A 24,675-nucleotide genomic window follows, 5' to 3' on the forward strand; every position below is an offset into this window, starting at 1 on the left:
CGCCTGCCCTCCGCTGTTCACACTCACCCTGCCACCTCTTCCGTCTGCCCGCGGCCCGGCTCGCTCGGCCGCCGCTCGACCCGGTCCTGGCCCGTCGGCGACGGCACCAGCCCGGCGTGCCCACCGGTGGACCCGTGCCCACCAGTCCCGCGCCGGGACGCGGGCAGCTCGACCACCGGCTCGAACCGCGCCCGCGCGACCTGCTGGACCACGAGCTGCGCGATCCGATCGCCGCGGGAGATCTTCGCCGGCACATCCCGATCATGATTGATCAGGTTGACCAGGATCTCACCCCGGTAGCCGGCGTCGACCGTACCGGGCGCGTTGAGCACCGTCACGCCGAGCCTGGCCGCCAGACCGGAGCGGGGATGGACCAGTCCCACGTACCCCTCCGGAAGCGCGATGGCCACACCGGTGGGCACCAGGGCACGGCCGCCGGGTGGCAGCTCCACGTCCGCGGCCGCCACCAGGTCGGCCCCGGCGTCGCCGGGATGGGCGTACGTGGGCAACGGCAGCTCCGGGTCGAGCAGCTGCACGGGCACGGGTACGACGTCGGTCACGGGTCCCCTCTTCCGTCCGGTTCGCGGGGTGACCCTGCCATCCTGCCGGTTCGTCGAGCCGCCGTGCGCCGTACCCTCGCAGGAGTGAGCATGTCGCCCTCCCCGTCCGCCGATCAGCCGCCGGTCTCCGCCCGCTCGGCGTACACCGAGCGGCTGGATCTGCCCTGGTGGCTATGGCTGGCCGGGCTGGTGGCCGCCGCGTTGCTGGCCGTCGAGATCTGGATGGGCGCCTCCGGCGTCCGCGCCTGGCTGCCGTTCGCCGTGTTGGTGCCGCTCACCGCGGTCGGGCTGTGGTGGCTGGGCCGGATCCGGGTCGGGGTGACCGACGGCGAGCTGCGGGTGGACGACGCCCGCCTGCCGGTCCGTTTCGTGGCCGACGTGGTGCCGCTGGACGTGGCCGGCCGACGTGAGGTGCTCGGTGTCGGCGCGGACCCGCTCGCCTTCGTGGTGCAGCGACCGTGGATCGGCGGGGCCGTGCAGGTGATCCTCGACGATCCCGAGGATCCGACCCCGTTCTGGGTGGTGAGCACCCGCCACCCGGTCGAGCTGGCCGAGGCGGTGCTGACCGCACGGGACGCCCTGTCGGCTTCCCACCCGACGGCGGGCGAGCTGGGCTGAGCCGACGCCGACGGGCTGGCTCAGGTGCCGGTCGGATGGCATGGGCCCGCGCAGGTGCCGGTTCGACGGTGAGGCCCGCTCAGGTGCCGGTGGGCGGGCCTGGGAGGGCCGCCGGTGGCGCGGGCCGGGCGATGCCCCGCCGACGCAGGTCGACCTGGAGTTGCTCGGCCATCTGCTGGGTGGCCCGGCGGTTGAGGAAGCTGGCCACCGCCGCGCCGGTCAGGAACGGCCCCAGCGTGGTGAGGTTGCGCCCGAAACGCCGCAGCAGCATGTCCCGCAACTCCTTGCGGGCGGCGGTGCCGAGCACCGCTCCCACTCCCACGCCGGGCACCATCGGGTTGACGCCGCGTTGAGTGGCCCACGAGTGCACCAGCGCGACCGCCCGTTGACTGCCGGCGGCCGGTAGTGCCACGCCGTGGATCTCGTGCAACTCGCCGACGAGTTTCAGCTCCACCGCCACCACGGCCACTGTCTCGGCGGCGAGCAGCACCGGCGCGGAGAGCAGGGTGGGGGCCACCGTCCACTCGACGGCCGCGACGCCCCCACCGGCAGCGCCGATCGCGGCGGTGGTCCTCGACGCGTTACGGATGAGCCGGTCGGCCAGGGCGACGTCGTCCAGGCCGGGGAAGTGTTGGCGCAGCGTGTCCAGGTCCCGTACCGGCACGTGCGGGGCTATCTCGGCGACGGCGTCGACCATCCACCGCACGGCGGCGCGGGGCTTGAACAGGTCGGAGACGCCCCGCGCACGGGCCTGCCCGACCATCCGGGTCAGCAGTTGGCGGCGTCGGGCCGGAGCGATGTCGTCAGCGGTCAACGCCGCCACGGTGGCACCGAGGTCGTCGGTGCCACGGGTGGCGCCGAGGTCGTCCGTGCCACGGGTGGCGCCGAGGTCGTCCGTGCCGCCATCGGTGGTGCCGCCTCGATCGCTCATCGGACCTCCCGGTGCTGTGGCTACCCGCTACGAGTCAAGCAGGTACCCACCGCTGCCGCATGCCTACACCGGCAGCGGCGACCCCGTTCAGGAGGCCGCCGCCGGTGTTGTTGTGGTTGTCAGACGCACTCGCGGCAGATCAGCTCGCCGTTACGCTCGACCGCCAGCTGGCTACGGTGGTGGACCAGGAAGCAGCGGGCGCACCGGAACTCGTCCTGCTGCATCGGAAGCACCTTGACCGTGAGCTCCTCGTCGGCCAGATCGGCACCGGGCAGCTCAAAGCTCTCGGCCACCTCGGCCTCGTCGACGTCCACCGCGCCCGACTGTGAGTCGACGCGCCGTGCCTTGAGCTCTTCCAGGCTGTCCTCGCCGAGGTCGACCTCGTCGCGACGCGGGGCGTCGTAGTCGGTGGCCATCGGTTTCACTCTCCCATATCGATGTTGTCGCTTCCGGTTGTAACGCCGGACGACGCTGTTTCGGTTCCGCTGGCCGGCCACCACTTGTGTCGGGCACCCGACCCGAGGACCGAACGGGTCGAGCTCGCTGGGGCGACTCCCCTGCGAGCGCGGAACCTTACCCCCCCTTGGGCGAGGCATGTATACCGCCCTTGCGGCTGAGATGTACGCCCCCGCACGCGAAGTTGTTCCCAATGTGATTCAGGCGACACGAAGATAGGGGTAGTAGTACCCGGTTCGCGGTCGGCGCGCCGGCATGTCGGGCTGTTTCCACGCGACGGCCGGACAACCGTTAACCTCAGCGGCGTATTCGACGGCCGGCGGCCTGAGCGATCGTTCCTGGCCGCCACCACCCACTGAGGTCCGGGGAGTGCCCTGATGAGTTTTGCGCGCGTGCGAGCACTCGTCGTCGTCGGCCTGTTGGCGATCATCGCCCTGGTCTTCGTCGTCGTGGCCGTGGTCCGCGACAGCCAGGGCAACGTGGGCACCGCGGCGGGTTGCCCCGAGGGCTGGCCGTTGGCGGATCTGACCCTGCGCGAGCGCAAGGACGTCAAGATCAACGTGTTCAACGCCACGGATCAGCCCGGTCTCGCCCACACCGTCGCCGACGAGTTCAGCAATCGACAGTTCCAGGTCAAGAAGACCGGGAACGAGAAGAAGGTCGACAGCGTCGCGCTGCTGCGGTACGGCCCGAAGGGCGTCGGTTCCGCGCACCTGCTCCAGGCGTACTTCCTGAACAACGCCGTTCCGGGCTACGACCCGAAGCGTGCCGACGACACCGTGGACGTGGTGCTGGGCAACCGCTTCCAGCAGCTCGCCACCACGACCGAGGTCAACCAGTCGCTCGGCGACTCGGGTCCGCCGGAGGCCCCCAAGGGCGCCTGCCCGTCCCCGCCCGCCAAGTGACGGCGTAACCGGCCCACCGCAGCGCCAGGTCGGCGATCTGCACCGACCTGGCCCACCGGCCAGAGCCGGCCACTGGAAAGGCCGGAGCCGGCTGAGCTGGTCCGCCGGTCAGGGACCGCCGGCGGCGTCCAGCGCGGCCAACCGGTCGTGCAGCGGCGCGAAGAGGGCGGGCGGGGCCGCTACCACCAGGTCCGGCCCTGGCGGCCGACCGGCCAGGCCAGCGACCCGAACCCCCGCCTCGGCGGCCACCAGCCCGCCAGCGGCCAGGTCCCAGGCCGCAAGACCCTTTTCGAAGTACGCGTCGAGCCGCCCCTCGGCGACCAGGCAGAGGTCCAGCGCCGCGGCGCCGAGCCGACGGATGTCACGTACGTGTGCGATCAGACCGGCGACCACCTGCGCCTGGTGCGCCCGGCGGCGGGCGTCGTAGCCGAAGCCGGTGCCGACCAGCGCCTGCCCCAGATCGACTTCCCCGGAGCATCGCAACCGGACACCGTCGCGCCAGGCCCCACCGCCGGCCGTGGCGGTCCACTCCTCGCCGGTGCTCACGTTGCGCACCACGCCGGCAACCACCACCCCCTCCACCTCGGCGGCCAGTGAGACCGCCGAGTGCGGCAGTCCGTACAGGTAGTTCACAGTGCCGTCGATCGGGTCGACGATCCAGCGCACACCGCTGCGCGTCGCGCCGGAAGCTTCCTCGCCGTACTCCTCGCCCAGCACCGAGTCGTCCGGGCGCAGCGCGGCCAACGCGTCGAGGATCTGCCGCTCGACCGCCCGGTCGGCGGCGGTGACCACGTCGGTGACGGTGCTCTTGGTGGCGGCGACGACGACCCCCTCGGCGCGCATCCGGTACGCGGTGTCCGCCGCCGCCCGAGCCACCTCCACCGCGATGGTCAGCAGCTCCGACGGTGTCGTGGCCGAGTTGGTCATGATTCGCCTCTTTCCGCACTCCGGGTGCATGTGGGTGGGTGGAACTACCGACCCAGGCTCCCGAAGATCATCGTTCCCGACGCCGTACGACGGCACCAGACCAGGATCTTCGGCGCCGGGGATCCGCTGCGAGGGGGGCACACCCGCGACGCCCTCGCGGCTTGAGCGGCCGACCTCCGCCAATATGCCCCTTTCGGTTGGTAATGTCGCTTAAGTGCTTACCGCCCCGTCCATGCTCGGCTCACAACCGTTGCCCAACCGCGACCTGGTGGGCACGCCGCCGGCCGGACCGACAGCGACCTCGGTGATCCACACGCGCATCCTCGCAATCGCCACGTCGACCTCGTACTGCCTGCTCAGACGGCAGTTCGGACACGACCTGCGCGCTACCTGGCGCGACGACGGAAGCCCTTCGCCGGCCGCGCGGCTATCATTACCGCGAAGCCCATATCTCCGCCCCACCGACGGTCCCCACCGGCGGTACGTGGTGCGGAGCAGGATGATCGCCGCAGACGGCGTTACAATTCACCCCTGCCCACGCGGCACGGACCGCCGACCACCGGCCGGACCGTGACACGAGGGTCCCTCAACCACATCGCCCGGCACGGTAACCCTCGCTGCGCTGGACGAACCCGCCGTGCCCGCTCTTCGCCTCCGGAAGGTCATTCGTGACAGAACCCCGCCAGCCCGGCGCCGACGTTCGCTCGCTCACCGACACCCTGATCGCCCACGCCCAGAGCGCCGGTGGCCAGCTCACGTCGGCTCAGCTCGCGCGCACCGTCGAGTCCGCCGAGGTGACTCCGGCCCAGGCCAAGAAGATCCTGCGGGCGCTCTCCGAGGCGGGAGTGACCGTCGTGGTGGACGGCTCGGCGAGCACCCGTCGCCGCGTCGCCGCGGCCCGCTCGACCACGCCGGCGTCCCGGGCCACCACCGCAAAGACCACCAAGAAGGCCGCCGCGCCGGCCCCGAAGCAGGCACCCGCCGGCGACGACGCCCCGGCGACGTCGGCCCCGCGCAAGGTGGCCGCTCGCAAGGCGACCGGCACCGGCGCCGAGGCCGCCACGGCGACGCCGGCGAAGGCGACCAAGTCGACCCGAGCCACCAAGGCGACGGTGGCCGCGGCTGCCGGGGCCAAGCCGACCAAGGCTGGCGGCAAGGCCAAGGGCGAGGGCGCCGAGGGCGAGATCGACCCGGAGGAACTGGCCGCCGCGATCGAGGACGTCGTGGTCGAGGAGCCGGCCGAGCTGGCCCAGGCCGCCGAGACCGACGCCGCCGCCTCGGCGACCGACAACGACTTCGAGTGGGACGACGAGGAGTCCGAGGCCCTCAAGCAGGCGCGACGCGACGCCGAGCTGACCGCCTCCGCCGACTCCGTCCGGGCGTACCTGAAGCAGATCGGCAAGGTTCCGCTGCTCAACGCCGAGCAGGAGGTGGAGCTGGCCAAGCGGATCGAGGCCGGGCTCTACGCCGCCGAGCGGCTGCGGGCTGCCGACGAGGGCGAGGAGAAGCTCGTCCGGGACATGGTCCGTGACCTGGGCTGGATCTCCCGCGACGGCGAGCGGGCCAAGAACCACCTCCTGGAGGCGAACCTCCGACTGGTGGTGTCGCTGGCCAAGCGCTACACCGGCCGCGGCATGGCCTTCCTCGACCTGATCCAGGAGGGCAACCTCGGTCTGATCCGGGCCGTGGAAAAGTTCGACTACACCAAGGGCTACAAGTTCTCCACGTACGCCACCTGGTGGATCCGACAGGCCATCACCCGCGCCATGGCCGACCAGGCCCGCACCATCCGCATCCCGGTGCACATGGTCGAGGTCATCAACAAGCTCGGCCGCATACAGCGTGAGCTGCTCCAGGACCTGGGCCGCGAGCCCACCCCGGAGGAGCTGGCCAAGGAGATGGACATCACACCCGAGAAGGTGCTGGAGATCCAGCAGTACGCTCGGGAGCCCATCTCACTGGACCAGACCATCGGCGACGAGGGCGACAGCCAGCTCGGCGACTTCATCGAGGATTCCGAGGCCGTGGTCGCGGTCGACGCGGTCTCGTTCTCGCTCCTGCAGGACCAGCTCCAGCAGGTGCTCCAGACGCTCTCCGAGCGTGAGGCGGGTGTGGTACGCCTGCGCTTCGGCCTGACCGACGGCCAGCCCCGGACGCTCGACGAGATCGGCCAGGTCTACGGGGTGACCCGGGAGCGGATCCGGCAGATCGAGTCCAAGACGATGTCCAAGCTGCGTCACCCGTCCCGGTCGCAGGTCCTCCGGGATTACCTGGACTGAGCGGGTTTCGTCAACCGAACGTGTCGTTTTGACCACCTGGTGTGCAACACCAGATGGTGATCGTCCGGATGCACGAATGTGATCGTTGACGTGGCACCCTTGGTGCACGGCACACTGTCCCTTCCAGGTGTGACCTCGGTCCCCCGCGGGCACACAGGGAAGGCAGTGCCTAGTAAGGGTGTTGCACGATAGGTGAGCAACGACCGAAGAGATTGTTCATCGGTGACGACCAGAGGAGGAAGGCGATGACCCCGACCCTCACGCCGCCGCCCGTGACGGCGGCTCCCCCAGCCGCCGATGAACGGTGCGACCGCTGCAATGCTGCCGGGAAGCTCCGGATCACTCTCACGGGTGGGAGCGAGTTGGTGTTCTGCGGACACCACGCGAACAAGTACGCGGAGGATCTCGTAAAGATCACCGAGCGGTTCGCGACGGAGCCCGATTTCAGCTGGCGTGGCGCCGATCTGATGGCGAACTAAATCCGCAAACCGACATAGCTGACCGGAGACACCCCGAGGGTGCCTCCGGTCAGCTTTTTCTGTCTGGGCGCCCCGCGCCCGGCCGCCCCGCGCCCCGCGCCCGGCCGCCCCGCGCCCCGCGCCCCGCGCCCCGCGCCCCGCGCCCCGCGCCAAGATCCGAACGACTTCCCTGATGTTGCTGCGTCCGACACTGCCGGAGTCAGCAACATCCCTGATCCTGCGCGGATCTTGACGACGAGCCCGCTCCGACAGGCCGGAGCGAGGTCTGGGTGCCACCGCCCCTCAAGGTCACGCTCGAACCAGGATGTGGTGGCCTCACCGATGCACCGACACCACTACAACCAGGATGCTGCGCGATCTTGAGATCGGGACGCCCCGCACACGGGCATCCATGGCCGTTCCGGGCAGGCAAGCCGCAGCACCGCCCAGGCCCCCGTTGATCCACTCGGGTTCAAGGAAGTCGCGCTTTCCACCTCGCTCGAACACCGCGTTTTCAAGGAAGCCGAGTGGATCACGGTGCAAGCGCCGAGGCGGTGGTCACCCGGGCACCGGTTCTGCTGGCCGCTGACACCAGGCACGACCAGCGGCGACACCAGGCACGGCCGGCCGGTGTCACCAAGCACGACCAGCGGCGACACCGGGCACGGCGGGCGATGGCGATGAAGCCGGACCTGACCGTCGACACGGCCGACACGGCGCAGCCCGCCCACGGCCGGGCGGGTCTAGAGGGTCTGCACGGTGGAGATGCGTTCCTCAAGCTGCTCGATGGTGGCCTGGGCGCTCGGCGGGCCACCGCAGAGCCGGCGCAGCTCGGCATGGATCTTGCCGTGCGGCTGACCGGTGCGATGGTGTCGGGCGGCCACCAGAGCGTTCAGTTGGCGCCGGAGCGCCACGCGACGCTGGGCGGCGCTCATGGGTGCGGGTGGTGCCGCCGTGGCCGCAGCGGCCGGCTGAGCGGCCCCGTCGGCCGTACGACGGCGTTGGGCGGCGAGCTGCGCGGCCTGCCGCTTGGTCAGCAGCAGCGAAACCTGGTCGGCGGTGAGCAGACCGGGCAGGCCGAGGTATTCCTCTTCCTCGGGGGTGCCGGCCTGGGCCGCGGTGCCGAACGACGCGCCGTCGAAGATCACCTGGTCCAGCTCGGCGGTGGCCGAGAGCGCCGCGAACCGCTTCTCCAGTTCCCCGCTGGCCTGGTCGTCGCGCTGCGCGCGTTCCAACAGGTCGTCGTCGAAACCGTCGGCTTCCTTGGGTTTACCGAGTACGTGGTCGCGCTCGGTCTCCATCTCGCTGGCCAACCCGAGCAGGTGCGGCACGCTGGGCAGGAACACCGACGCGGTCTCCCCGGACCGGCGGGCCCGCACGAACCGGCCGATCGCCTGGGCGAAGTAGAGCGGCGTGCTGGCGCTGGTGGCGTAGACCCCGACCGCCAGTCGCGGGATGTCGACCCCCTCGGACACCATCCGCACCGCTACCAACCACCGCTGGTCGGATGCCGCGAACGTCGCGATCCGGGCGGACGCGCCCTGGTCGTCGGAGAGCACCACGGCGGCCTTCTCGCCGGTCACCTGCTCGATCAGCTTGGCGTACGAGCGGGCGGTCTGCTGGTCGGTGGCGATGATCAGACCACCGGCGTCGGCCATGCCCGCCTTGCGCAGCACGGTGAGTCGGGCGTCGGCGGCCCGCAGCACCTGTGGCATCCAGTCACCGGCCGGGTCCAGGGCGGTACGCCACGCCTGGGCCACCAGGTCCTGGGTCATCGGCTCACCCAGCCGGGCGGCCAGCTCCTCCCCCGCGTTGGTACGCCAGCGGGTCTCCCCTGAGTACGCCAGGAACAGCACCGGCCGGACCACCCCGTCGCGCAGCGCGTCGGAGTAGCCGTAGACCGAGTCGGCGCGGGAGCGCAGCAGCCCGTCCCCGCCCCGCTCGTAGCTGACGAACGGGATCGGGTTGTCGTCGGAGCGGAACGGCGTCCCGGTGAGCATCAGCCGGCGTACGGCGGGTTCGAAGGCGTTCTTCACCCCGTCGCCCCAGGACCGGGAGTCGCCGGCGTGGTGGATCTCGTCGAGGATGACCAGGGTGCGTCGGGTCATGGTGCGTCGCCGGTGCACCTGCGGGGCCATCCCCACCTGCGCGTAGGTGACCACAGCGCCGTGGAAGTCGGCCGCGGAGTGCAGGTCGGCGTTGCGGAACGCGGCGTCGAGTTGGATGCCCACGCGGGCCGCGGCGTCGGCCCACTGGTTCTTCAGGTGCTCGGTCGGCGCGACCACTGTGACGGCCTCCACGGTGCCGTCACCGAGCAGCTCGGCCGCGATCCGCAGGGCGAAGGTGGTCTTGCCGGCGCCGGGCGTGGCGACGGCTGTGAAGTCCTCGCTACGGCGACGCAGGTACTCCACCAGCGCCTTGCGCTGCCAGGCGCGTAGCGCCGGGAACGTCTCGAGCACCGGCGTCCGGGCTGCCACGCGAAGCTCCTCTCCGACCGCACGATGGCGGACCCCGGGCGAGGGCCACGAGGATCCGCCGCCCATGAAAACGCCTCCGCGCAGAAGCTGCCGCGAAGGCCGACTCAGCATAACCAGCACGGGCCGCCGGGCCCAGGCGACGCCACGCTGGTCACAATCCCGCACTCGAACGAGCGCCGGCCCGACCGTCTCACCACTCCCGGTCGGTGCGTGGATCCGCCCCGTCGGCGCGCGGCGGGCGCAGCGTGGCCACCGGCGCGGACCAGCGTCGACGCAGCGCGATCAGGCGTAGCCCGAAGACCAGGACGGCGGCGGCGGTGAGCGGCGCGGGGCCGGTCTGCCCGGTGACGTACAGCAGCACCACCAGGATCGAACCGGCCAGCGCGGCCAGCGCGTAGATCTCCCGGCGCAGCACGACCGGGATCTCGGCGGTGAGCAGGTCGCGGCCGAGGCCGCCGCCGATCGCGGTGAGCATGCCGATCAGGCAGGCGCCGACCGCCGGTACCCGGGCGTCGAGCGCCTTGAGCGTGCCGGTGACTGTGAACAGCGCCAGGCCGGCCGCGTCCAGCACCAGCACTGTGGTGCGCAGTCGGGCCAGTTGCGGGTGCAGCCAGAAGACGGCGAGTGCGGTGATCGCGGCCGTGGCCACATACCGCCAGTCGGCGAAGGCCAGCGGCGGCACCTCGTCGATGACCAGGTCCCGGAAGATCCCACCGCCGAGGGCGGCCACGAAGCCGACGAACGCGACGCCGAACAGGTCCAGTCGCTTGGCCACCGCCGCCGAGGCCCCGGACGCGGCGAACACCGCCACCCCGGTCAGGTCGGCGAGGAGCAGGGCGGTGGAGGTGGTCACCGCCGCAGGCTACGTCGCCGGTCGGAGCACCGGTCGAGGTTCACTCACGGTACGAGTCGTAGATCTCCTTGCACTTGGGGCAGACCGGCGAACCCGGCTTGGCCGCCTTGGTGACCGGGAAGGTCTCGCCGCAGAGAGCGACGACGAAAGTGCCCATGACGGCGCTCTCGGCGATCTTCTCCTTGCGGACGTAATGGAACATCTCTGGACCGGTATCGGCGTCCTTCAGCTCCGGACGCTCGAGAACCTCTGTGCTCACGTCTGCACCTCCAACCGACAAGTTTGGCAGGTCATCACGGCCGGGTCCACTTGAGGCCAGCCGAGGCCCCACCCCGTACGGTGCCCGTGTGACTGACTTTCACATCAGCTACGGCACCGAGGTCGCCGAAGCCCTGCGCGACGGCCGGCCCGTCGTCGCCCTGGAGAGCACCATCGTCTCGCACGGTCTGCCCCGACCGGAGAACCTGCGCGTGGCCAGGGAGATCGAGCGGACGGTTCGGGACGCCGGGGCCGTTCCGGCGACGATCGGCATGATCGCCGGCGAGCTCGTGGTCGGCCTGGACGACGCGCAGCTGACCCGGCTGGCCACCGTCGACGGCGTGACCAAGCTCTCCGTCCGCGACCTCGCGGTGGCCGCCGCGACCGGCGCGGACGGCGCGACCACGGTGGCCGCTACCAGCGCGGTGGCCGCGGCCGCCGGCATCGGCGTGTTCGCCACCGGCGGGCTGGGTGGGGTGCACCGGGAGGCCGCGCACACCTTTGACGAGTCGGCGGACCTGGTCACGCTGGCGCAGACCCCGATCGCGGTGGTCTGCGCCGGGGTCAAGTCGATCCTCGACGTGGGCGCGACGCTGGAGCGCCTGGAGACCCTCGGGGTCGCTGTGGTCGGTTACCGCACCCGCCGGTTCCCCGGCTTCTACCTCACCGACGCCGGCTTCGACCTGGACTGGTCGGTGGACTCGCCGGAGCAGGTCGCCGCAGTGCTCGCCGCCCGCGACGAGCACGCCGTGCACACCGGTGGGATGCTCATCGCCAACCCGCTGCCGGTCGACGAGCAGCTCGACCCGGAGCTGCACGACCGGACGCTCACCGCGGGTCTGGCCCTGCTGGAGCGGGACGGGATCACCGGAAAGGCCGTCACGCCGTACCTGCTCGCGCACTTCCACTCGGCCACCGAGGGCGCGAGCCTGGCGGTGAACGTGCGGATCATCCTGCGCAACGCCGACCTGGCCGCACGGATCGCGGTCGCCTCGGTGGCCCGCGGCACCGCCGTCCCGGCATGACCCGACCGGCCCGGATGGTCGTCGTCGGGGACGTGATCACCGACGTGGTCGCCGTGTTGTCCGGGCCGCTCGCGGCCGGCTCGGACACCGGGGCCGCAATCAGTCTCGGCGGCGGCGGTCAGGCGGCCAACACCGCCGCCTGGATCGCCGCGCAGCGGGTGGACGTCACGCTCGTCGGGGCCGTCGGTCACGACGACGCCGGGCGGGACCGGGTGGCCGAGCTGGAGCGGGCGGGCGTCGACTGCGCCATCGAGCGGGTCGAGGGCGCCGCGACCGGCACTGTCATCGTGTTGGCCGCCGACGACGAGCGCACCATGGTCAGCCAGCGGGGCGCGAACCTGCGGCTGAGCGCCGCGCACGTCGAGCAGGCCCTCGCGGCGGCGCCCGGCGCTGGGCATCTGCACCTGTCCGCGTACACCCTGTTGGACGCGGAGTCGCGCGGCGCGGGGCTGCGGGCGTTGGCCGCCGCCCGCGAGCGCGGGCTGACCATCAGCGTCGACGCGGCCTCCGCGGCGCCGTTGCGGCGGGTCGGCGCGGCGGCGTTCCTGAGTTGGGTACGCGACATCGACCTGCTCCTGGTCAACGCGGACGAGGCCACGGTGCTGGCCGGTGGGTTGGACCCGGCGGCGCAGGGGCGGGTGCTGTCGGCGACGGCTCGGCGGGTGGTGGTGAAGCGCGGCGCGGCCGGCGCGGTCTGGGTGGACCGCACCACGCCGGTCTGCGTGGCTCCGGCCAACCGGGTGGCGGTGGTGGACGTCACGGGCGCGGGCGACGCCTTCGCGGCCGGTCTGCTCACCGCGTGGCTCGCCGGCGCCACCCCGACCGCGGCACTGAGCCGCGCCACCGACCTGGGCGCGCTTGCCGTCTCCACGGCCGGGGCTCGGCCACGGGCGTAGCGGCCGTCACACGGCCACAGCCCCGACTGCTCGAACCCTGGCCCGTTTGCGGGTCAGGGTTCGACGTCGATGACCTTGTGTGGGCGCTCCTCGGCGGTGAGGCTCATCGGCGGGGTGTCGTCCGTGTGCCGGCGGTGGAACCGATTGGCCAGCCGGTGCTCTTCCTTCGGCGGCCGGTCGTTGGCCAGCAGCACGGCCAGCCAGGGGATGAGCACCATGCCGAGGGCGCACAACGGCAGCCAGAGCCAGAGCAGTGGGGCGTTCGCACCGACCAGGATCGCGCCGACGATGATGCAGGCCACCCGGATGCCCATCATCAGGACATAGCGGCGCTGACGGCTGTTGAGCTGATCACCCTGGCTGCGCGAGGCGTCGGTGATCAGGATCGGCTGGTACGCCTGACGCTTCACCATGGACCTCCTCGAGGGGGTTACGCCTCATCCTGTCACCGCGGGTCCGTGATCAGCGAACTTCGACTCATCCCGCCGCGTGTTACGCGCGTGGTACGCTCCGCGATGTGGGCAGCAGGTTCAGCTTCACCGACGAGGCGTTGGCCAACCTGAGGGTCTACGACGTCACACCCGGGGAAGTCTGGGAGGCGCTGCACAGCGCCCGACGGGTGATCCGTCATCTGGGTGACGACGTGATGGTGGTCTACGCCGCCGCCCGTCGGGGCCGCAGGCTGGCGGTGCTGCTCGCCGAGGCCGATGGCACCGACAACGACTGGGACATCCTCTCCGCCCGCGAGTTGAGCGACGTCGAGTCCAAGCGCTACGACGAGGCCGTGCGGAGATCTCGGTAGATGAGGAGGCCGTGACGATGCACCGTAACGACGCGACCAAGCAGTTCCACGGCGGCGGCGAGCGCATCGCCGAGCTGATCGACGAGAGCCCGGCGGCGGAGCTGCCCACCCCCGACAGCGACGTGCCGATGGTGAGCCGCTCGGTGCGGCTGCCACTGGACACCTACGAGCGGGTCCGCGCCGCCGCCGACGCCCGGGGCATCGGGGTCACCACGCTGATGCGCCAGTGGATCGAGGCCGGCCTGGCCGACCTGGACGACTCGGCGACCGTCTCACTGGCCGACGTCCGGCGGGCGCTGGCCTCGCTGGCGCACCCCACCGCCGCCTGAACAGACGGCTCAGCCGCCGGCCGTCTTCGCCTTGGCCGCCGCCTTCATCTGCTGCTTGAACTCCCGCACCCGACGCAGCGAATCGGCGTCGGTGACATCGGCCACCGACCGGTACGCGCCCGGGTCGCCGTAGTCTCCGGCCGCCTTCCGCCAGTCCTGTGGGGTCACCCCGAACCGCTTGCCGAGCAGTGCCACGAAGATCTGCGCCTTCTGCTTGCCGAAGCCAGGCAGCGCGGAGACCCGGCGCAGCAGCTCCGGCCCGTCGGCGACCTCGGCCCAGAGCAGCGCCGCGTCACCGTCGTACCGCTCCACAAGCACCTGGCAGACCTCCTGCACCCGGGCCGCCATGGCCTTCGGAAACCGGTGCAGCGCGGGCGGCTGGGCGAAGAGCGCGACCAGGGCCTCCGGGTCGTACCCGGCCAGCTCCGCCGCGTCCGGCTCATGGCCGAGCCGCTGCGCCAGCACGTACGGCGACGAGAACGCCTTCTCCATCGGCACTTGTTGATCAAGAACCATGCCGAGCAGCAGGGCCAGCGGGCTGCGCTCCAGCAGCCGGTTGGCCTCCGGGTCGATGGGCAGAACAAGCGTCATGCGGACCATCCTGCCTGGCGTACCGAGCCGGGCGGACACCGACGCTCCGACACCTTCCGGCGGGTGACGCTGATCCGGGACGCGACGGGGGGCAGGATGTCGGGGTGGACGAACACGACATGCTGCTCTCCCCCGCCGGCGTCGACGCGCTGCGCGGCGCACTGACCCGGACCGGATTCACCAGCCACGGCATCGCCGAGCGGCTGGGCGCCCAGGCGACCGCGGCGGTCGCCCGCAACGACTACCGGGCCGCGCTGCGCGCCACCGAGGACGGCGACCCGCTCGGCACCCTGATCCGGCTGTTCATCTGCGCCCAGACCGAGTCGGAGGCCGCGGTGACCGCCGCGCTGGCGCCCCTGAGCCTGGCCGAGGCCCTCGCGGGCGGGCTGATCGAGCGGTACGGCGACGGCCTGCGTGCCGGCATCGACCTGGAGCCGTACGGTGAGGACTGGTGGGTGCTCGCCGACGTGCCGGCCAGCGCCCGACCGGGTCGCCCGTTGCACGCCGAGCACGTCCTCGGCGTCGGCGGGGCGACCCACACCCTGATCGGCGCGACCATGCGCCGGCCGGTCGACACCGCACTGGACCTGGGCACCGGCTCCGGCATCCAGGCCCTGCACCTGGGCACCCACGCCAGGTCGGTGACCGCCACCGACCTCTCCGAGCGGGCGCTGCGTTTCGCCGCGACCACCGCCGCCCTCAACGGTCAGGACTGGGAACTGCTCCGCGGCGACATGGTCGCCCCGGTGGCCGGTCGGCGGTTCGACCTGGTGGTGAGCAACCCACCGTTCGTGGTCGGCCCCGGCACGACCACGCACGTGTACCGCGACTCCGGCCGGGTCGGTGACGCGATCGGCGCCGAACTCGCCGCCGCGGCCCCGGGCCTGCTCACCGAGGGCGGCACGATGCAGTACCTGGCGAACTGGGTGCACGTCGCGGGCGAGGAGTGGAACGAGCGGGTGGCCGGCTGGTTCGCCGGGACCGGCCTGGACGCCTGGGTGATCCAGCGGGAGGTGGCCGACCCGATGGCGTACGTCGACCTGTGGCTCACCGACGTCGGCGAGACCGCCGACCCGCAGCGGATGGCCGCCTGGCTGGACTGGTTCGACGCGCACAAGGTGGAGGGCATCGGCTTCGGCATCGTGTCGCTGCGTCGGGGCGGGCACGCCGACCCGGTGGTCCGGGTGGAGGATCTGCGCCAGCGGGTGCAGCCACCGCTGGGCGACCGGGTCGCCGCCTGGTTCGACCGCCAGGACTTTCTCCGGGTACGCGACACCGAGGCGTTGCTCGCCGAGCGCTACCGGGCTGCTGAGGGCCTCCAGCTGCGACAGGAGGCCACCATGGGCGACGACGGCTGGGGGGTGGACCGGCAGGTCCTCGCGATGCCGCACGGCCTGCGCTGGACCGAGGAGATCGACCCGCTGGTGCTGGCGCTGGTCGGTGGCGCCGACGGCCGGCTGCCGCTGCGTGACCAGCTCGCACTGCTCGCCGCCGCGCACGACGTCGAGCCCGACGAGATGGCCGAGGCCGCCGGCCCGATCGTGGCGCACCTGGTGGAGCGCGGCTTCATCGAGCCGGTGAGCGCCTGATGCGGGCGGTGGTGCAGACCGTCGGGCGGGCCAGCGTGACGGTGGACGGCGAGGTGGTCGGCGCCATCGAGAACGGCCTGCTGGTGTTGCTCGGGGTGACCCACACCGACACCGTGGAGACCGCTCAGACGATGGCCCGCAAGGTGCACGAGGTGCGCATCCTGGACGGTGAGCGGTCCGCCGCCGACACCGGCGCGCCGATCCTGGTGGTCAGTCAGTTCACCCTCTACGGCGACGTCCGCAAGGGCCGCCGACCGAGCTGGACCGCCGCCGCTCCCGCCGAGGTCGCCGAGCCACTGGTGACAGCGGTGGTCGACGCCCTACGGGAACGAGGAGCAAAGGTCGAGACCGGCCGTTTCCGCGCCCACATGCTGGTGGAAAGCATCAACATAGGCCCCCAAACCCTCCTCCTGGACCTCTGACCCCACCCCCACCCCTGTTGATCATGAAGTTATTACCCGCCGGCGCGGCGTGTCATGGCAATAACTTCATGATCGACGGACGGGGCTGGGGGTGCGGGGCTGGGTGGGGTTAGGAGAAGAGGCCTCGGCGGGTTAGGGACTGGCGGAGCCAGTTGTCGAGTTCGGCGGTCCAGTCGGTGCGGTCGGCGGTGGCGTGGTCGACGGTGAACCGGCCGAAGGCGTCCCGGCCCTCGGTGAAGACACCGCCGCGCTTGTCGACCTCCAGCACCACCTGCATCTGCTGCGCGTCGGCGACGAAGGTGACCTCCAACTGGTTGATCGAGCGGGCGTACTGCGGCGCCGGGCTGAACTCGATCTCCTGGTAGAACGGCAACGTCTGGCGTACGCCGTAGATGTGACCACGTTCCACATCGGCGCGTGCGAACCGGAAGCCCAGCCGCAGCAGCGCGTCCAGCAGTCGCTCCTGCGCCGGCAGCGGGTGCACCGACACGGCGTCCAGGTCACCCTTGTCGACCGCGCGAGCGACCTCCAGCTCGGTACGCAGACCCATCGTCATCCCGTGCAGGTGCTGCCCGTACAGCTCGGTGACCGGCGTCTCCCACGGCACGTCGAAGCGGAACGGGATGTCGTAGCGCTGTCCGGGCTCCAGCCGGAACGCTCCGGTGACCTGCTGGCGGTGGAATTCCTGAGTGGTGTCGTAGTCGTTGTCGCCGCTCTCCACCTCGACCCGGGTGACCAGGCCGAGGGCGACGTGGTCGATGTCGACCTGGTGGTCGCCGCCCAACACCTGGATCCGGCCCTCCAACTGGCCGCCCGGGCGGCAGTTCGGGTTGGCCAGCACCGTCTCCACCGACGGACCACCGACGCCCATCGCCTTCATGAGCCGCTTGAAGACCACACCGTCCTCCAACTGTCGTTTCCAACCGACCAGAGGTGGCCGGCCGTCCGCAACGTAGCCGGGGCGGGCAACCACACACTCCGACGACACACCGCACCAGCGATCCGACGCGATTCCTGTCGGGTGCCCGATCGCCTCACTCCCGTTTTACGCCCCGCCCGCCAAGCTGTTGTTCACACCGGCACCACTGGGCCGGGAACACGGCACCGACGTGGAAACGGGGAGAGACAGAGATGGTTCTGCAGATGACGGAACACCGGACGCGCCCGGCCACCACGACCGACACCGACCGGGCCTCCGAGGCCCTCGTCGACCTGGACGCCACCGACGAGCGCGGCATCTCCACCGACCTGGTCCGGGCCTACCTCAACGGCATCGGCCGGACGAAGCTGCTGACCGCCGCGCAGGAGGTCGACCTGGCCCGGCGCATCGAGGCCGGCCTGTTCGCCGGCGAGAAACTGGCCACCTGCACCCCGGTCTCCGCGGAGCTGCGAGCCGACCTGGAGCTGATCGTCGCCGAGGGTCGGGCGGCCAAGGACCACCTGTTGGAGGCGAACCTGCGGCTGGTGGTCAGCATCGCCAAGCGCTACACCGGCCGTGGCATGGCGTTTCTCGACCTGATCCAGGAGGGCAACCTCGGTCTGATCCGGGCCGTGGAGAAGTTCGACTACGCCAAGGGCTACAAGTTCTCCACGTACGCCACCTGGTGGATCCGACAGGCCATCACCCGCGCCATGGCCGACCAGGCCCGCACCATCCGCATCCCCGTGCACATGGTCGAGCAGGTCAACCGGATGGTCCGGGCCCGCCGCGAACTGGCGGTGACGCTGGGCCGCGAACCGACGGTCGCCGAGGTGGCCCGCGCACTGGAGATCCCCGAGATCCAGGTCATCGAGCTGATCTCCTACGACCGGGAGCCGGTCAGCCTGGACCAGGCCGTCGGCGACGACGGTGAGAGCGCGCTCGGCGATTTCGTGGCGTCGGTGGACCCGCGCACCGAGCCGGGCGACGCCGCCGCCCAGGGCGAGCTGCGCAACGAGGTCAGCATCGTGCTCTCCACCCTGTCCCAGCGGGAACAGGCGGTCATCCGCCTCCGGTTCGGCCTGGACGACGGCCGCCAGCGCACCCTGGACGAGGTCGGTCGGGAGTTCGGCCTGTCCCGGGAGCGGATCCGGCAGATCGAGAAGGTGACGCTGCTGAAGCTGCGCGCGCCGGAGCGGGCCCAGCGCCTGGAGGCGTACGCCTGCTGACGCACCCGGTTCCACGGGAGGCCCCGGCGGTTCGCCGGGGCCTCCCGTGCTGTCGGGGTGCTTGACGAAGACGCCGCATCGCGATAGAACCAACTGGTTATAGAACCAGGAGGTTATTCGTGGCGGACACGGAGCTGTTGGATGCGACCTTCGCGGCGCTGGCCGACCCGACCCGGCGTGCCATCCTCGCCCGGCTCGCGGCCGGGGAGGCGACAGTGACAGAGCTGGCAGCACCCTTCGCGATGAGCCAGCCGGCCATCTCCAAGCATCTCAGGGTGCTGGAACGCGCTGGTCTCGTCAGCCGGGGGCGAAACGCCCAGCGCCGTCCGCGCCGATTGGAGGCCCGCCCGCTGCGGGAGGCGACGGCCTGGCTCGCCGACTACCGCGACTACTGGGCGGAGAGCTATCAGCGCCTCGACACACTGCTCGACGAACTCCAGTCCGTCGACCGCACCGACACCGGGCGTCGGCCCGCCAGACCGAACGGAACGGGCGGTTGACCACCATCGACGATCCGCTCGTCGTCCACACCCCGGGCAAACGGGAGATCGTCTTGAGTCGGCTGTTCGAGGCACCGGCACAGCTGGTGTTCGCCGCCTTCACCCAACCCGAACTGCTGGTTCGGTGGTACGGCGCGCGCGGCTGGAGGCTGACGGAGTGCGACGTCGACCTGCGGGTCGGCGGGCGGTGGCGGTTCGTGTCGCGGGGCCCGGAGGGCGCACGGATGGTCCAGGCTGGGGTCTACCGGCAGATCGAGCCACCGCACCGTCTGCTCTACACCGAGCTGTTCGACGACCAGTCCTACCCGGGCGAGACGCTGGTCAGCCACGAGTTCTCCGAACTGGCCGGTCGGACGACGGTCACCACCACGCTGCTCTACGCCACCGCGGAGGGACGGAACATCGTGCTGCGCTATCCGATGGCGCGGGGCGTCGGGCAGAGCTTCACCCGACTGGCCGACCTGCTGCGGTCAACAACGACGACAGAGGAAGAGCACCCATGAACTGGACACTCGAAGTGGTGATCGTCCCGGTCTCCGATGTGGAGCGGGCGAAGAAGTTCTACGCCGACCAGCTCGGCTTCACTGTCGATCACGACACGGTGATCAGCGACGAGGCGCGCATCGTCCAGCTGACGCCGCCCGGCTCGGGCTGCTCGATCGTGATCGGCAAGGGCGTCGTCCCGGAGATGCCGCCCGGCTCGCTCAAGGGCCTGCAACTGGTAGTGCCGGACCTGAAGCGGGCCCACGATGAGCTGGTCGAACGTGGGGTGGAGGTAAGTGAGATCCAGGTGGTGGGTCAGAACCCCCGGCCGGTGCCGGATCCACTGGACAACGTCGGCTTCGTCTTCTTCGCCGACCCGGACGGCAACGCCTGGGGCGTCCAGCAGATCTCCAGCCGCGCCTGACCGGGCACGCTCACAGGCGGCGGGGGCCGGTGTCCGGGCGGGCGACCACGCCACCCACCCCCACCTGCGCGTGCAGGATCGAGATGCCATCCGGGCGGGCGAGCACCGGGTTGAGGGTCAGCGAGCGCACCCGGGGCTGTTCGTCGGCGAGCTGACCCACCCGTAGCAGCAGATCGGCCAGGGCCGCCCGGTCGACCGGTGCGGCCCCCCGGTGCCCCCGCAGCAGCGGCGCGGCCCGAGGCTCGTCGACCAACTCGGCCGCGTCCCGGTCGGTCAGCGGCACCGCCCGCCAGGCCCGATCGCCGAGCAGCTCGGTGGCGACCCCGCCCAGGCCGAAGCCGACCACCGGCCCGAAAGCGGGGTCTTCCACCACCTCCACCACGCAGGCCACGCCGGGCGGAACCATCGGCTGGACCAGCGCGTCCGGGCCGAAGGTCGCCGCCAGGTCGGTGTACGCCCGGCGGAGGGTCGGCTCGTCGGGCAGGTCCAGCCGGACCGCGCCGAGGTCGAGCCGGTGCCGCAGCCCGGGAGCGGCCGCCTTGAGCGCCACCGGGAAGCCCAGCCGCGCCGCCGCGTCGACAGCGGCGTCGACCGAGTCGACGGATACCGAGGCCACCACGTCGATGCCGTACGCGGCCAGCAGCGCGCCCGGGTCGGTGCCGTCGGCCCGGAGCGCGGCCTGCGCGGCGGCACGATCGAGGTCGGGCAGCTCCGGTGCCACCCCCGGCGGGCGGCGAAGCCACTCGGCGTACCGATGCGCGCGGGCGAGCGCGCGGACCGCCTCCTCCACGCCGCCGTACGCCGGCACCCCCGGTGGCAGCCGCCCGACCAGGAACGTCGCCACCGTCGGCTTGCCCAGCGCGAGGGCGGCCGGCAGCGCGGCGGTCACGTCGGCGTCCACAGCGGTCAGCTGGCCGGGTAGCGGCGGGGCGAAGACCACCACCAGGGCGTCCACCCGTTCGTCGGCGGCCGTCTCGGCGAGCGCGGCGGCGAACTCGGCGGCACCGGCGCTCGGCCCGACGTCGCGGGGATAGCCGTCGGCCACGCTCAGGCCGTGCCCGACGCAGGCGGTAGCGGCGAGCCCGGTGAGCGCCGAGGAGTTGCCGACCACACCGACCCGACCGCCGGCCGGCAACGGCTGGTTGGCCAGCAGCACACCCACGTCGAGCAGCTCCGGCACGGTGTCCACCCGAATCACACCGGACTGGGCGAACAACGCGGCCACCGCCACCTCGTCCGGCCCGGCGGCGTCACCGACCCCGGGTGGGCGGGCCGGCGAGGCGAGCGCGACGACCGGTTTGGCGCGGCCGATCCGCCGAGCCAACCGGGCGAACTTGCGCGGGTTCCCGAAGGTCTCCAGGTAGAGCATGATCACGTCGGTGCCGGGGTCGTCCTGCCAGTACTGCAGGAGGTCGTTTCCGGAGACGTCGGCCCGGTTGCCGGCCGAGACGAAGCTGGACAGCCCGAGGCCCCGCCGGTCCGCCTCGGCGAGCAGCGCCACCCCGAACGCACCGGACTGACTGAAGATGCCGACCCGACCGGTCGGCGGTAACGCCGGGGCGAGGGTGGCGTTGAGGCGTACCGTCGGGTCGGTGTTCGCCACGCCCAGGCAGTTCGGGCCGACGACACGCATCCCGGCCGCGTGCGCCGCGCGGACCAGCGCCCGCTGGGCAGCCGCGCCCTCGCCGCCGGCCTCGGCGAAGCCGGCCGAGATGACCACCAGGCCGTGCACCCCCGCGGCGGCGGCGTCGGCGACCACGGCGGTCGCCGCCTCCGGAGGGACCGCGACCACCGCCAGGTCCACCGGCGCACCGGCATCAACCGCCGACGGGTACGCGGGGAGGCCCGCCACTGTCGACGCGCTCGGATGCACAGGCACCACCGCACCGGTGAACCCGCCATCTCGCAGGTGCCCGAGCACCGCCGCGCCGACGCCCTGACCGGTGGCGCTGGCACCGTAGACGACGATGCCGCGCGGGGCGAGCAGCCGGGCGATCGAGCGGGCCTCGGTGCGGTGCTCCCGGCCGCGCTGCACCTCCAGGCTGGCCTCGGTGGGCGCGATGGGGAAGCTCAGGTGGACCACGCCGTCGGCGTACTCGCGCTGGACCTGGTAGCCGAAGTCGGCGAAGACCCGCAGCATCGTCCCGTTGGCCGGCAGCACCTCCGCGACGAAGCTCATGATCTCGTTGCGGCGGGCCGCGTCGGCCAGGTGTTCCATCAGCACCGAGCCGATCCCCCGCCCCTGGTAGGCGTCCTCCACCACGAAGGCCACCTCCGCCTCGGGGGCCTGCGGGCCGAGGCGCTCGTACCGGCCGACAGCGACGATCTGGTCGGCGGCCAGCACCACGAACGCCTCCCGGTCGTGGTGGTCCACAGTGACGAATCGGATCAGATCCCGCTCCGGGATGCGCGGGTACGGCGAGAAGTAGCGCAGGTAGCGGGTGCGCTCGGAGAACCGGCTGTGCATCGCCACGATGCCCGGCGCGTCGGCCGGGTCGATCTGTCGCAACTGGACCGTGCTGCCATCGCTGAGCAGCACGTCGACCGGCTGATCCACTGTCGTCACCGGAACGCCCTCCCCCCGGCCCGGCTCAGTCCCGTGGATCGTGCGGGTCGAGCCCGAGCAGCGGGAAGACCGTCTTGCGGGTGGCCGCGATCGCCCGGTCCACGGCGTTCGGCTCGCCGGTCGGCTGCCACGGCTCGTACGACGGGTCGGCGTCGTCGGTCATCCGCAGCGGTATCTCCCGGCCCAGACGGCGGGAGGCGACCAGGTCCCGCCACGCGGGTGGCGTGAGCGTGGCCGGGTCGATCGGGTCACCGGTGGCCACTGCCAGCAGGTGACTCCAGGCCCGGGGCACCACCTCGACGAGCGCGTACCCGCCGCCGCCGGTGGCCACCCACCGGCCTTCGCACAACTCGTCGGCGAGCGCCCGCATCGCCAGGTAGGTGGCCCGCTGCCCGTCCACCGTCAGGTTCAGGTCGGCCAGCGGATCCAGTCGGTGCCCGTCGGCGCCGCACTGGCTGACCAGCACCTGCGGCCGGAACGCGCGCAGCACCGACGGCACGATCGCGTGGAACGCGCGCTGCCAGCCGCTGTCGTCGACACCGGGCGGCAACGGCATGTTGACAGCGGTGCCCTGCGCACCCGGCCCACCCGTCTCGTCCGGGAAACCCGTGCCCGGGAAGAGCGCCAGCGGGGTCTCGTGCACGCTGACCGTCAGCACCCGCGGGTCGTTCCAGAAGATGTCCTGCACCCCGTCGCCGTGGTGCACGTCGACGTCCACGTACGCGACCCGCTCGGCGCCCAGGTCGAGCAGGCGGGCGATGGCCACCGCGGGGTCGTTGTAGACGCAGAAGCCGGAGGCTCGGGCGGACATCGCGTGGTGCAGCCCACCGGCAACGTTCACCGCCCGCCGGGCGTCGCCGCGCCAGACCGCCTCGGCGGCGGCAACCGTCGCCCCGGCGATGAGCGCGCTGGACTCGTGCATGCCCTCGAACACCGGGTTGTCCGAGGTGCCCAGCCCGTACCCGGCGAAGAGCGGGTCGCGCGGCGCGTTGCGCACAGCGGCGAGGTAGGCCGGCGCGTGCACCCGGGTGAGCAGGGCATCGTCGGCGGGCTCCGGCTTGACCATCCGCACCCCGGGCCGATTCAGGATGCCCAGCTCGCGGGCGAGCGCGATGGTCAGCTCCACCCGGACCGGGTCGAGTGGATGGTCACCCATGTCGTAGGCGAGCAGCGACTCGTCCCACACCACCACAGTGTCGTCGGACATGAGCCCATCGTCGCACGAGGATCGGCGCCGGCCCACCGCACGCGCTGGTCAGCGGCCGGGTGTCGACCCGGAGGCGACCGGTCGGGCCGGGTCCGCCACCCAGTTGCTCCACGATCCAACGTAGAGCGCGGCGTCCGTGCGGCCGGCCAGGTGCAGCGCGAGCACCGCCTGGGCGGCTGTCACTCCCGAGCCGCAGTACGCCCCGACGGCCCGCCCCTCGGCCACCCCGGCGGCGGCGAACCGCTCACTCAACACGTCGGCGGCCAGGAAACGGCCGTCCGGCCCGACGTACTCCCCGGCGGGCAGGTTCGCCGCTCCCGGCACGTGCCCGGCGACCGGGTCGATCGGCTCGACCTCGCCGCGGTAGCGGGGCGCCGTCCGTACGTCGAGCAACACGGCGTCGTCCGCGGCGGCCAGCACGGCGGCCTGCCCGGCCTCGAGCACCGGAAGATCACCGGGGCGCACCACGACGTCACCGGGAGGTGGGGTGGGCGCGTCGGTGGAGACGGGCCGGCCGGCGGCGACCCAGGCCGGGTAGCCGCCGTGCAGCAGGCGCACCGGCCGGTGACCCGCCCAGCGCAGCGTCCACCAGGCCCTCGATGCGGCCAGGCCGTCGCCGCCGTCGTACACCACCACTGGGTGACCGGCGCGGACGCCGGCGGCCCGCAGCGCGGCCTGCAACGCGGCCGGGTCGGGCAAGGGGTGCCGGCCGCCGGCGCCCGGCGGCCCACAGAGCGCGGTGTCCAGGTCGACGAAGACCGCCCCGGGCAGGTGGCCGGCGAGGTAGTCGTCGCGCCCGGGCGAGCCGATGAGCCGCCAGCGGACGTCGAGCAGGGTGGGCGGATCGGCCTGGTCGAGCTCGGCGACGAGCCGATCGACCTCGACCAACAGCTCCTGGGTACCGGACATGGCGACCATCCAACACCATTCGCGTAGACGGCACGCGGTTCGGCGAAGGTCACCAGCCGTTC

General features: G+C 72.0%; 27 protein-coding genes. 14 read left to right on the forward strand and 13 right to left on the reverse strand.

Features of this window, described 5'->3' with window-relative positions:
• Positions 1-23 precede the first annotated feature (23 nt).
• Positions 24-560, reverse strand: a complete 537-nt coding sequence (gene dut / locus NIE111_RS05635; RefSeq protein WP_091400603.1) for a dUTP diphosphatase — start codon at positions 558-560, stop codon at positions 24-26.
• A 90-nt stretch (positions 561-650) separates the two neighbouring features.
• Between dut and NIE111_RS05640 the strand changes: the two genes are divergently transcribed.
• Positions 651-1,178, forward strand: a complete 528-nt coding sequence (locus tag NIE111_RS05640; RefSeq protein ID WP_238683355.1) for a DUF3093 domain-containing protein — start codon at positions 651-653, stop codon at positions 1,176-1,178.
• Positions 1,179-1,257: 79 nt separating this feature from the next.
• Here NIE111_RS05640 and NIE111_RS05645 read toward each other — a convergent pair whose 3' ends face one another.
• Both NIE111_RS05645 and NIE111_RS05650 read right to left on the reverse strand, forming a co-directional pair.
• Positions 1,258-2,109: a hypothetical protein gene (locus tag NIE111_RS05645; RefSeq protein WP_238683356.1), complete on the reverse strand. Its 852-nt coding sequence runs from the start codon at positions 2,107-2,109 to the stop codon at positions 1,258-1,260.
• Positions 2,110-2,228: 119 nt separating this feature from the next.
• Entirely contained in the window at positions 2,229-2,525 is a 297-nt protein-coding gene (locus NIE111_RS05650; protein WP_007075406.1) for a DUF4193 domain-containing protein, read from the reverse strand.
• Positions 2,526-2,957: 432 nt separating this feature from the next.
• Between NIE111_RS05650 and NIE111_RS05655 the strand changes: the two genes are divergently transcribed.
• Positions 2,958-3,470: a LytR C-terminal domain-containing protein gene (locus NIE111_RS05655; RefSeq protein ID WP_238683395.1), complete on the forward strand. Its 513-nt coding sequence runs from the start codon at positions 2,958-2,960 to the stop codon at positions 3,468-3,470.
• A 108-nt stretch (positions 3,471-3,578) separates the two neighbouring features.
• On the opposite strand, the gene NIE111_RS05660 is transcribed toward NIE111_RS05655, so the two are convergent.
• Positions 3,579-4,397, reverse strand: a complete 819-nt coding sequence (locus NIE111_RS05660) for an inositol monophosphatase family protein (RefSeq protein WP_238683357.1) — start codon at positions 4,395-4,397, stop codon at positions 3,579-3,581.
• 668 nt (positions 4,398-5,065) lie between these two features.
• On the opposite strand from NIE111_RS05660, the gene NIE111_RS05665 reads away from it, so the two are divergent.
• A complete protein-coding gene (locus tag NIE111_RS05665; protein WP_238683358.1) occupies positions 5,066-6,676 on the forward strand; it encodes an RNA polymerase sigma factor in 1,611 nt (536 codons plus the stop codon).
• A 245-nt stretch (positions 6,677-6,921) separates the two neighbouring features.
• Positions 6,922-7,155 carry a DUF7455 domain-containing protein gene (locus tag NIE111_RS05670; protein ID WP_030489368.1) on the forward strand — a complete coding sequence of 78 codons (234 nt, stop codon included), beginning with the start codon at positions 6,922-6,924 and terminating at the stop codon, positions 7,153-7,155.
• Positions 7,156-7,877: 722 nt separating this feature from the next.
• On the opposite strand, the gene NIE111_RS05675 is transcribed toward NIE111_RS05670, so the two are convergent.
• The 3 genes from NIE111_RS05675 to NIE111_RS05685 all read right to left on the reverse strand — a co-directional run bounded on the left by NIE111_RS05675 (position 7,878) and on the right by NIE111_RS05685 (position 10,723).
• Positions 7,878-9,611 carry a DEAD/DEAH box helicase gene (locus NIE111_RS05675; RefSeq protein WP_238683359.1) on the reverse strand — a complete coding sequence of 578 codons (1,734 nt, stop codon included), beginning with the start codon at positions 9,609-9,611 and terminating at the stop codon, positions 7,878-7,880.
• A 190-nt stretch (positions 9,612-9,801) separates the two neighbouring features.
• On the reverse strand, positions 9,802-10,464 hold the full coding sequence (locus NIE111_RS05680) for a trimeric intracellular cation channel family protein (protein ID WP_238683360.1): 663 nt from the start codon (positions 10,462-10,464) through the stop codon (positions 9,802-9,804).
• Positions 10,465-10,504: 40 nt separating this feature from the next.
• The gene (locus NIE111_RS05685) at positions 10,505-10,723 is read right to left on the reverse strand and encodes a DUF3039 domain-containing protein (protein ID WP_007456912.1); all 219 of its coding nucleotides are present in this window, start codon (positions 10,721-10,723) and stop codon (positions 10,505-10,507) included.
• Positions 10,724-10,811: 88 nt separating this feature from the next.
• Between NIE111_RS05685 and NIE111_RS05690 the strand changes: the two genes are divergently transcribed.
• Together NIE111_RS05690 and NIE111_RS05695 are read left to right on the forward strand one after the other, a co-directional pair.
• A complete protein-coding gene (locus tag NIE111_RS05690) occupies positions 10,812-11,747 on the forward strand; it encodes a pseudouridine-5'-phosphate glycosidase (protein WP_238683361.1) in 936 nt (311 codons plus the stop codon).
• Positions 11,744-12,643, forward strand: a complete 900-nt coding sequence (locus tag NIE111_RS05695) for a carbohydrate kinase family protein (RefSeq protein WP_238683362.1) — start codon at positions 11,744-11,746, stop codon at positions 12,641-12,643. Before NIE111_RS05690 ends, NIE111_RS05695 begins: the two co-directional genes overlap by 4 nt.
• 53 nt (positions 12,644-12,696) lie before the next feature.
• Here the strand turns inward: NIE111_RS05695 and NIE111_RS05700 are convergent, their stop codons facing one another.
• Positions 12,697-13,056, reverse strand: a complete 360-nt coding sequence (locus NIE111_RS05700; RefSeq protein WP_181518647.1) for a DUF3099 domain-containing protein — start codon at positions 13,054-13,056, stop codon at positions 12,697-12,699.
• Between the two features lie 104 nt (positions 13,057-13,160).
• Here NIE111_RS05700 and NIE111_RS05705 point away from each other — a divergent pair, with 104 nt between their 5' ends.
• Entirely contained in the window at positions 13,161-13,445 is a 285-nt protein-coding gene (locus NIE111_RS05705; RefSeq protein WP_030489374.1) for a hypothetical protein, read from the forward strand.
• A 17-nt stretch (positions 13,446-13,462) separates the two neighbouring features.
• Positions 13,463-13,774, forward strand: a complete 312-nt coding sequence (locus NIE111_RS05710; RefSeq protein ID WP_124858894.1) for a YlcI/YnfO family protein — start codon at positions 13,463-13,465, stop codon at positions 13,772-13,774.
• A gap of 9 nt (positions 13,775-13,783) precedes the next feature.
• On the opposite strand, the gene NIE111_RS05715 is transcribed toward NIE111_RS05710, so the two are convergent.
• A complete protein-coding gene (locus tag NIE111_RS05715; RefSeq protein WP_238683363.1) occupies positions 13,784-14,374 on the reverse strand; it encodes an HhH-GPD-type base excision DNA repair protein in 591 nt (196 codons plus the stop codon).
• A gap of 95 nt (positions 14,375-14,469) precedes the next feature.
• Here NIE111_RS05715 and NIE111_RS05720 point away from each other — a divergent pair, with 95 nt between their 5' ends.
• Both NIE111_RS05720 and dtd read left to right on the forward strand, forming a co-directional pair.
• Complete coding sequence (locus tag NIE111_RS05720) at positions 14,470-15,954, forward strand: DUF7782 domain-containing protein (RefSeq protein WP_238683364.1); 1,485 nt, start codon at positions 14,470-14,472, stop codon at positions 15,952-15,954.
• On the forward strand, positions 15,954-16,376 hold the full coding sequence (gene dtd, locus NIE111_RS05725; protein ID WP_238683365.1) for a D-aminoacyl-tRNA deacylase: 423 nt from the start codon (positions 15,954-15,956) through the stop codon (positions 16,374-16,376). The genes NIE111_RS05720 and dtd overlap by 1 nt, the downstream gene beginning before the upstream one ends.
• A 109-nt stretch (positions 16,377-16,485) precedes the next feature.
• On the opposite strand, the gene NIE111_RS05730 is transcribed toward dtd, so the two are convergent.
• Complete coding sequence (locus NIE111_RS05730) at positions 16,486-17,274, reverse strand: sporulation protein (protein WP_238683396.1); 789 nt, start codon at positions 17,272-17,274, stop codon at positions 16,486-16,488.
• A 233-nt stretch (positions 17,275-17,507) separates the two neighbouring features.
• On the opposite strand from NIE111_RS05730, the gene sigB reads away from it, so the two are divergent.
• The 4 genes from sigB (at position 17,508) to NIE111_RS05750 (ending at position 19,931) form a co-directional block, all read left to right on the forward strand.
• Entirely contained in the window at positions 17,508-18,524 is a 1,017-nt protein-coding gene (sigB, locus tag NIE111_RS05735; protein WP_372488283.1) for an RNA polymerase sigma factor SigB, read from the forward strand.
• Positions 18,525-18,643: 119 nt separating this feature from the next.
• Positions 18,644-19,024, forward strand: coding sequence for an ArsR/SmtB family transcription factor (locus NIE111_RS05740; protein ID WP_238683367.1), 381 nt, complete (start codon positions 18,644-18,646; stop codon positions 19,022-19,024).
• A 5-nt stretch (positions 19,025-19,029) separates the two neighbouring features.
• Complete coding sequence (locus NIE111_RS05745) at positions 19,030-19,527, forward strand: SRPBCC family protein (protein ID WP_238683397.1); 498 nt, start codon at positions 19,030-19,032, stop codon at positions 19,525-19,527.
• The gene (locus tag NIE111_RS05750; RefSeq protein WP_238683368.1) at positions 19,524-19,931 is read left to right on the forward strand and encodes a VOC family protein; all 408 of its coding nucleotides are present in this window, start codon (positions 19,524-19,526) and stop codon (positions 19,929-19,931) included. Before NIE111_RS05745 ends, NIE111_RS05750 begins: the two co-directional genes overlap by 4 nt.
• 10 nt (positions 19,932-19,941) lie before the next feature.
• Here the strand turns inward: NIE111_RS05750 and NIE111_RS05755 are convergent, their stop codons facing one another.
• From NIE111_RS05755 to NIE111_RS05765, 3 genes are read right to left on the reverse strand one after another with little or no spacing between them, the layout of a single operon-like run.
• Complete coding sequence (locus NIE111_RS05755) at positions 19,942-22,497, reverse strand: bifunctional acetate--CoA ligase family protein/GNAT family N-acetyltransferase (RefSeq protein WP_238683369.1); 2,556 nt, start codon at positions 22,495-22,497, stop codon at positions 19,942-19,944.
• Between the two features lie 25 nt (positions 22,498-22,522).
• Complete coding sequence (locus tag NIE111_RS05760) at positions 22,523-23,704, reverse strand: acetoin utilization protein AcuC (RefSeq protein ID WP_238683370.1); 1,182 nt, start codon at positions 23,702-23,704, stop codon at positions 22,523-22,525.
• Between the two features lie 48 nt (positions 23,705-23,752).
• The gene (locus NIE111_RS05765) at positions 23,753-24,613 is read right to left on the reverse strand and encodes a sulfurtransferase (protein WP_238683371.1); all 861 of its coding nucleotides are present in this window, start codon (positions 24,611-24,613) and stop codon (positions 23,753-23,755) included.
• Positions 24,614-24,675: the final 62 nt, after the last annotated feature.

The organism is Micromonospora hortensis (genome assembly GCF_022230935.1).
Taxonomy (GTDB): Bacteria; Actinomycetota; Actinomycetes; order Mycobacteriales; family Micromonosporaceae; genus Micromonospora; species Micromonospora hortensis.

What these genes read in the sequence shown, in the direction of transcription:
- NIE111_RS05640 (WP_238683355.1), top strand. Translation starts at nt 651, where the DNA reads ATGTCGCCCTCCCCGTCCGCCGATCAGCCGCCGGTCTCCGCCCGCTCG.
- NIE111_RS05645 (WP_238683356.1), bottom strand. Translation starts at nt 2,109, where the DNA reads ATGAGCGATCGAGGCGGCACCACCGATGGCGGCACGGACGACCTCGGC.
- NIE111_RS05650 (WP_007075406.1), bottom strand. Translation starts at nt 2,525, where the DNA reads ATGGCCACCGACTACGACGCCCCGCGTCGCGACGAGGTCGACCTCGGC.
- NIE111_RS05660 (WP_238683357.1), bottom strand. Translation starts at nt 4,397, where the DNA reads ATGACCAACTCGGCCACGACACCGTCGGAGCTGCTGACCATCGCGGTG.
- NIE111_RS05670 (WP_030489368.1), top strand. Translation starts at nt 6,922, where the DNA reads ATGACCCCGACCCTCACGCCGCCGCCCGTGACGGCGGCTCCCCCAGCC.
- NIE111_RS05695 (WP_238683362.1), top strand. Translation starts at nt 11,744, where the DNA reads ATGACCCGACCGGCCCGGATGGTCGTCGTCGGGGACGTGATCACCGAC.
- NIE111_RS05700 (WP_181518647.1), bottom strand. Translation starts at nt 13,056, where the DNA reads ATGGTGAAGCGTCAGGCGTACCAGCCGATCCTGATCACCGACGCCTCG.
- NIE111_RS05710 (WP_124858894.1), top strand. Translation starts at nt 13,463, where the DNA reads ATGCACCGTAACGACGCGACCAAGCAGTTCCACGGCGGCGGCGAGCGC.
- NIE111_RS05715 (WP_238683363.1), bottom strand. Translation starts at nt 14,374, where the DNA reads ATGGTCCGCATGACGCTTGTTCTGCCCATCGACCCGGAGGCCAACCGG.
- dtd (WP_238683365.1), top strand. Translation starts at nt 15,954, where the DNA reads ATGCGGGCGGTGGTGCAGACCGTCGGGCGGGCCAGCGTGACGGTGGAC.
- sigB (WP_372488283.1), top strand. Translation starts at nt 17,508, where the DNA reads ATGGTTCTGCAGATGACGGAACACCGGACGCGCCCGGCCACCACGACC.
- NIE111_RS05750 (WP_238683368.1), top strand. Translation starts at nt 19,524, where the DNA reads ATGAACTGGACACTCGAAGTGGTGATCGTCCCGGTCTCCGATGTGGAG.
- NIE111_RS05760 (WP_238683370.1), bottom strand. Translation starts at nt 23,704, where the DNA reads ATGTCCGACGACACTGTGGTGGTGTGGGACGAGTCGCTGCTCGCCTAC.
- NIE111_RS05765 (WP_238683371.1), bottom strand. Translation starts at nt 24,613, where the DNA reads ATGTCCGGTACCCAGGAGCTGTTGGTCGAGGTCGATCGGCTCGTCGCC.